This is a genomic window from Bartonella jaculi, from assembly GCF_039543045.1.
Classification (GTDB): Bacteria; Pseudomonadota; Alphaproteobacteria; order Rhizobiales; family Rhizobiaceae; genus Bartonella; species Bartonella jaculi.
The window spans coordinates 20,348-27,526 of sequence record NZ_BAABIZ010000011.1; the positions used below are offsets into that span (position 1 = coordinate 20,348).

The following is a 7,179-nucleotide window of genomic DNA, read 5'->3' on the forward strand; positions in this document are numbered from 1 at the left end:
CCCAACGAGAGTTGTTCTGTTGGCAGGGAGATTTTACAAGCTTTCAACCCGCATTTAAGCAGGCGCACCATAAGTTGGGATCACGATCGTACCGAAATCCTGCGCCCTTTGGTTTGCGAAAGGGATTTCCCCCTCCCAACGAGAGTTGTTCTGTTGGCAGGGAGATTTTACAAGCTTTCAACCCGCATTTAAGCAGGCGCACCATAAGTTGGGATCACGATCGTACCGAAATCCTGTGCCCCTTGCGTACTTCTTGGCAAATCGTATCGGGTTTTTTTCATACCGATAATGGTTTTAGCCGCCACACCGAATTCGCGTTCATAGTCGAAGAGCTCTTCGACCAATTTATAGCGTGTTGCCCCACGGTCTTTACCGAAAGCAATGACGGCACTTTGCGCTCCCAAGAGCACAGCACGCCGCACATTTGGCACAGCTTTTTCTGTTGTGCCTGCCTCGACACCTTCTGTAACATGTTCAGCTTCACGCAAAACAACGCCATTATACATTCCCAAAGAACCATCATAGAGAGGGTTTTTGATGCGGCTTCCACTATAGATTGCCTTTGTAATATCCAGCCACTGCCCGGCATCTGTATTGGTTCGCAATTGCGTCACTTGTGTTGGATGCAGATAGAGCACATAGACATTTTCGCCCTCGACGCGCACGGGTCTAATTTTTGGATTTGCCAATTTAGCGCGTTCGACGGCTTTATCGATGAGCTTAAGATCAAACACATCGCTTGCTTTTAAATCTTCATCTTTTGTTTTTCCATTGGGTCGCACGACACGTTTATCGGTTGGTGCGGTTGGTGCATTAAATCCGTAATGAACGGGTTTAAGTGTAATCGTGCGTCCTTCAAAGTTGATTGTTTTTGCGGTATATCCGCACACTTGAATGAAGAACATCATGCTGAGACGATCAGCATACCAATCGACCAAGCCATTTTTGGCTTCGGTACGCAAATCATGGAGAATGCGTTGCTGATCGATAGTGCCTTCATTTTTGACCCGCACAGCATGAACGAGCTCGTTAATTGCCAAGCGGTCATTGAGAAATTGCAGAGCTTCTTCATTTCCTTCAAGGGTCTGTCCTTCACTCACCCCATCGCCCAGCAATTGCACCCGCAAGCCAAAGCTAATTGCATCACCACTTGCTTTATTGGTTTCATCTTTTAATTGTATGATACTATTTGAATCATTCCCGATCAACGGAGCAATAGGGATTGCTTTTGAAACTTCTTGATTCAGTAATTTAGACCATGTGCGCACAGCCATTGGGTCATTGAGTCCGATATAAGTTACGGTCATTTTATCCTCTTAACGATTATTGACATAAAAAACCCGGCAAAGCGCCGGTTATTGCTACTCCACATCTCTTTGCAGACGATGTATCGGTTATTTTGACTTCTGTTTATTGATAGCTTTTGCTTCTCCCCCCTTTGAGATTCCCTCAGACAACATTCCCCGTGAGGGTTCCCTCCACAACGAGCATTCTCTCAAAAGTCCCCTGCACCACGCTTAAACCCTAGAGATTTCCTCTCGTGCCTTCCTGCTTTCAGAAATGCCCCCCACACATATAGCTACTTGGAAAAGTCCCTCAGACAATGCTCCCCCCGTGGAGGGTTCCCTCCACAACGAGCATTCCCTCCAAAGTCCCCTGCACCACACTTAACCCTAGAGATTTCCTCTCGTGCCTTCCTGCTTTCAGAAATGCCCCACACACATATAGCTACTTGGAAAAGTCCCTCAGACAACATTCCCCGTGGAGGGTTCCCTCCACAACGAGCATTCTCTCCAAAGTCCCCTGCACCACGCTTAAACCCTAGAGATTTCCTCTCGTGCCTTCCTGCTTTCAGAAATGCCTGCACCATATACCCACTTGGAAAAATCCCTCAGACAACACTCCCCCGTGAGAGGTCCCCACGCAACGAGCATTCCCTCCAAAGTCCCCTGCACCACGCTTAAACCCTAGAGATTTCCTCTCGTGCCTTCCTGCTTTCAGAAATGCCCCCCACACATATAGCTACTTGGAAAAGTCCCTCAGACAACATTCCCCGTGGAGGGTTCCCTCCACAACGAGCATTCCCTCCAAAGTCCCCTGCACCACGCTTAAACCCTAGAGATTCCCCCCCCACACACATACCTACTTGGCAAAATCGCCATGCATGCCTGCTTTAGAGGTCTCCACCGCCCATTAAACGGTTAAAAGCAGCCTTATTTTTGGGATCATTGACCCAAGAGCTAAATTCTGCTTCTGACATTTTATCGAGCATATCCAAAGAAATAGGTCCCCCAGGAGTTAAACCGTTATAAGCAGCAAGTGTGCGAGCAGAATTATGCCTTTCTTGCAAATTTTCCACAGTATTACTTTGTGATGATGTATAGCCAATTTTTTGCGCAATCATGTAGATCACTTCGGCAGGGTTTTGATTTTTTTTTGCGCAATCGCGCAAGATCTGTTTCAATTCATTGCCAATCACTTCATCAACGACTTTTGGATCAGCCATTTCTGGATAGAGCGCAGCACAAGCAGCCAATTGTTTAGCACGCGTATCATAAATAAAGTCAGCAGCTTGATCGAAGTCATGATGTTTTTGTTTAACAGCACTCACAGACTGTTGGTAGAAAGAATACAACTGTTCTGCTTCACGGACAGGTGCATCAGGTTGTTGTTTAGCATGCAACAATCCCTGTTTATGGAGTGTTTTCCCCAACCATTGCATATACCCCATAAAATCTTTTTGCGGGTCTGGCGGTGCATCGCCACCATCTGCACCTTGGATATCTTTCGGTTGTGCGCCTTCTGCTGCTGCGCGCTCTGCTGCTGTGTCTTGCTGTTGATATTCTTGCTGATACCCTTCGAAATTCCCTTCAAGTTTTTTTGCTTTTTCTCCGCCTTCAATTTTGGTGTCTTCTCCCGTTTTGGTGGTGGAAAGAAAATCCTGATTCAATTGGTTTTGTTCTTCTGGCGTTAAGTGTTCTTGATTCATATGGGTATGCTTTCTCTTTTAAGACATTAAGATGATAGTTTTTTTCCAGTGAAGTGGTTTATTGCGTATTTGCCATCTGCATAATGGACTGCATCATCTGCTCCGCCCCCGCACTTAGATTTTCTCCAGCATTACCACTGTGTTGCGAGCGGGCATTTTGCTCCTCCTCAAGAGCGCTCTGTTTTTGCGCTTTGAGTGCGATTTTGTGGATAAGCGATGCTGGCAAAGGTGAATATCGCAAGAGATCGAGCATAATTTCTGGTGTTGTAAAATTCTGCATCACCGGCAACAATTGCATAATAATTGCAAAAGTGCGCTCTTTTTCATTAAGACTAGTTGGAGCATCATCGACCACAATATCATATTCCAAACTGGTGATCATTTCGCGTGTTAATGGGACATACTGGGCATTTTCATCACCCGCGATGCGCACCAAACGCCCATCGGAGAGATAATTTTGAATAAGGTAGAGAATAATTTTCCCCTGTCGTTGTCGATAGCGACGCAATCCATCAAAGAAAGAAGCCAACAGATTGAGTGAAGATTGGCGACGTTGTTGTTCGAGAATCCCAGGTTGATTGACCGCTCTTGTTCCCACAAATTCAGAAGACAATCCGGTAACTTGTTCGATTGCGCTTTTTGCCTCATTAAACAGCTGAAAGAATCCTTGCGGGAATTGCGCAACGGGTTTAGGCTGGATTCTTCCCCCTGAAACGGCACCACTTTTCAGCCAAGTAATGCTGTCTGCTCTCGCCCAACTTTCGATAGCTTGACGATCATCATCGAAGGCATCGCGTTCAGCCATGATTCCACCTTTTGACTGGCTATTCAGCAGATGCATCACTTGACTAAAATACTTATTCGCCCATCGTTGTGGATCTTTTGTTGGTTTGACAATGCCATAAAACTGTCTACTCAACTTATCAAAAGTACCGGTAATACACTCCCATCCCAATTGATTAGGCGGCACCAAGGGCTTATCAGGAGCATCGAGCAATTTTTTTCCCAAAAAGGCACGTTTGACAATTTTTCTGGTTAATCTTGTTGCTTGGAGGGTAGGAAACTCTTTACATAAGCTTTGAAACTCTGGCTCAGAATAATCGGTAAACCTTCCGGTGAGCGGATCGAGGACTTTATAAACGACCTCACGTTCGAACCAGCGGCATTCAGCCAAAGTGACCATTTTAGGGCTGTGAAAACAGCTTTCCTCATCAGCATTTACGCCATAGTTTTGCATATCGCCATTGTTCATTTGATGCAAAACGCTATGATTTTTCACCCAATCCGCATTAAGATCACTCCAATGGACATTGGGAAACATTTCCTGAGCAACGGCTAGGGGTTTTTCATCGATATACCAGACACGCTGAGCATCGATAAGATTAGGCTTCACGGCACTGGCATCCCAGACCATTTTCATTGGGTCCAATCGAGCAATGACGGGTTTTCCCTGTGGGTTTTCTTCATAATCCAGGCGTGTATCTGTCCAGCCCATTCCGCAAATAATGGCATCTTGAAAAGCATCGGAGTCTTCATATTCTCCATCAGCCTCATCACGAAACCATTCCGCTGCTCCGGTGAGGATTTCATTAGCGAATGCGGCACCTTCTTGTCGTGGAATAAATTGCACTTGTCGTTTATTATTGCGCTCAGCTCCAATCACAGCATTAATCAAAGGCGCAATACGGTTAAAAGTCATAACCGGTCTATTTTGTTCGCGCAACACGGCAAGATCTTGCTCATTCCATTGCCGTCCATTGTAAAAGTCGTAGTCTTCTTGTGCGTTTTTTCGCCATTGTTCGACATGTGCAATATCATCCTGATACCATCCCACGAGTTTTTTAAAGAGCGCTTGATATTCAAGCGGCTCGATTGGATCAAAAGAATCTGTAGAAGTTTTCATTAAAAGGCCATCCATGAAGTTTGAGACTTGTGAGAAGAACGATAGAATTTTTTTTGCGGTCGCACATTTGGCTGTTCATAAGCCACACACATGAGTCCGAAGCTATCGGCGCCATGGCTAGCCCAATCATGTTCTGCACCCAAACCAATATTGCGTTGTTCGTCTCGTTTTTCGTGATACCAAGCGAGCGCTTTTCGCCCTGCGCCTGTTGTATCGCGATTAAACCATATAGCAGGAAACAAGCGTCTTACGGCTTCGATGCGCATTTTAACCGCTCCGAGTCCTTGATTAGGAATTATTTTTGTTTGAAACCCCGCCTGTTGGAGAGCACTTTCAAAGCTCACATTATAAACGCGATCTTTTGTTGCCCCATCATGCGGCAAGACCATCAAAGCCTTATCATATCCCCTTTGAAACACCCATCCCACGTGCTCTGAGAGAGGCTGTCCTTGTGCTTCATAATAATCGAGCACGCGGATTTCACGCCCGACGAACTGTGCCACCCACAAGGCGGTAGCATCTGCCTTTGCGCCTGTTCCCCCGATATCCCAAAAGATTTTGACCTGCATCAGCGGGTCACGCGGAACAGTAGTAATACGTCCTTCCTGTTCTGCTTCAAGCAGTGCTTTTTGGTAATAAGCGCCTTGCACAGCTTGCATATATTCGCCTTCCCAAATATGGTTATAGTGTTCGGGTCTTTGAGCCAAATCCGCCTTTCGATCTCGATTAAGTTTTTCAGGAAATTGCGGATTATCGCGCCAATTGATTTCCACCGCTTTGATATTAGGATCATCGACATTTCGGAAGCGTTTTTCAACGGGGGCATTTTCACGGCAAGGGTTCCATGTCACCCATAATTCAGCATTCCAATCTTTTCCTTCTTCACGCAAAGTTGGAATAAGGGTTTGCCAAGCGGTCTCAGTGACGGGCTCTGCCTCATCCACCCAGCAGAGAAAAACCCGCCCCATTGATTTAATACTTGCAATATTGCGATCAAGCCCAGCAAAAACGTATACGATACGTCCATCTTTTGACTTGATATACTTATCGCCCACCTCATAATATTCTTTTAGGAAAGGATAGGCTTCAATAGCGCGTTTAATTTCTTCCAATGAACTTTCATTGAGTGAATTTTGGTATTGCCGCGCACACAGAATAATGCCGCGTTCTCCAGCTTTTCCATGCCGATATCCAAGCACAGCAGACATAAGAGCAAAGGAGCGTGTTTTTCCGGAGCCCCTTCCTCCCCAAGCGGCACGCACATCGGCCTTTCCAGCGAAAACAGGAATAAGCTTTGGAATAAGAGCAATTTGTGCAGTTGTCATGAATCCTCAAATACGATCATTCTCACACACCATGATCTCCAGACCTCATACCTCCCAGCACCACGCTCACCAGAAACCAAGATACCAATGTACCAAGGTGCCAAGATACCAAGGTGCCAAAGCTATCCTCCTCAAGGAAACCCACCCCAAGCTCCACAATTCCGAAGACAACACAACACTCTTCAGGATTGATATCCCTCAGGCACCTTATCCTTTGCGATCACCGGCACAATTTCAACACGCGAGACTGTTTGAACCGCCTCTCCTCCCTCTCCAGTCAGTTGCAGAGGCAAAACCTTTGCGAGAAGCGAGAAGAAGGGCACAGGATTATTAAGTGCATGATATTGAAGATAAGACACCAACCCCTCTTCACCATAGTGGTAGCCTGCTTGCAACGAAAAGCTTTTCACGTATCTCAAAAAATTTGCTTTGCATCATGAAGGAACCAAACGCACTTCAAGAGAGACAAAACAATAACAATCCTCCCACACCATGCTCTCCAAGAAACATGCCCACCGAACACTACAGTCTTAAAACTCTACAATCTCCAAACAAAATGCCCCAAGCAGTATAATCTCAAGATCCGCGCTCCTTAAGCACCGTATTATTCTCTTTTTCAGGCACCTTATCCTTTGCGATCACCGGCACAATTTCAACACGTGAGACTGTTTGAACCGCCTCTCCTCCCTCTCCAGTCAGTTGCAGAGGCAAAACCTTTGCGAGAAGCGCAAAAACAGCAACAAGCAGCACACAGATCAACTTTTCTCAAAAAACAAATTCAAATTTTGGAATAAAAGCGATTTGAGCGGTCATCCCTAAGCGGTCATCCCTAAGCGGTCATCCCTAAACGGTCATCATGGTAAGATCTTATGATCAAATAAGATATCTTGATTAAAAAGAGAGTTCCCTCGAGCGCTTACTTTTGGGTTTTATCTTCAAAAAGATCTGCTCTACGCACTGTT

Annotated in this window: 5 protein-coding genes and 1 pseudogene; all 6 read right to left on the bottom strand. The window is 45.7% G+C overall.

From position 1 onward, the window contains the following. Window positions 1-188: 188 nt before the first annotated feature. The 6 genes and pseudogenes from ABD915_RS05600 to ABD915_RS05625 all read right to left on the bottom strand — a co-directional run bounded on the left by ABD915_RS05600 (window position 189) and on the right by ABD915_RS05625 (window position 6,976). Window positions 189-1,307 carry a N4-gp56 family major capsid protein gene (locus ABD915_RS05600; protein WP_345116348.1) on the bottom strand — a complete coding sequence of 373 codons (1,119 nt, stop codon included), beginning with the start codon at window positions 1,305-1,307 and terminating at the stop codon, window positions 189-191. 866 nt (window positions 1,308-2,173) lie between these two features. Next, window positions 2,174-2,989, bottom strand: a complete 816-nt coding sequence (locus ABD915_RS05605; protein WP_345116351.1) for a hypothetical protein — start codon at window positions 2,987-2,989, stop codon at window positions 2,174-2,176. 58 nt (window positions 2,990-3,047) lie between these two features. Next, complete coding sequence (locus tag ABD915_RS05610) at window positions 3,048-4,892, bottom strand: portal protein (protein WP_345116354.1); 1,845 nt, start codon at window positions 4,890-4,892, stop codon at window positions 3,048-3,050. Beyond that, the gene (locus ABD915_RS05615; protein ID WP_345116357.1) at window positions 4,892-6,217 is read right to left on the bottom strand and encodes a PBSX family phage terminase large subunit; all 1,326 of its coding nucleotides are present in this window, start codon (window positions 6,215-6,217) and stop codon (window positions 4,892-4,894) included. Before ABD915_RS05615 ends, ABD915_RS05610 begins: the two co-directional genes overlap by 1 nt. A 182-nt stretch (window positions 6,218-6,399) precedes the next feature. Beyond that, window positions 6,400-6,609, bottom strand: a pseudogene (locus ABD915_RS05620) (hypothetical protein); the annotation flags it as partial. A 184-nt stretch (window positions 6,610-6,793) separates the two neighbouring features. Next, a complete protein-coding gene (locus ABD915_RS05625) occupies window positions 6,794-6,976 on the bottom strand; it encodes a hypothetical protein (RefSeq protein ID WP_345116409.1) in 183 nt (60 codons plus the stop codon). Window positions 6,977-7,179: the final 203 nt, after the last annotated feature.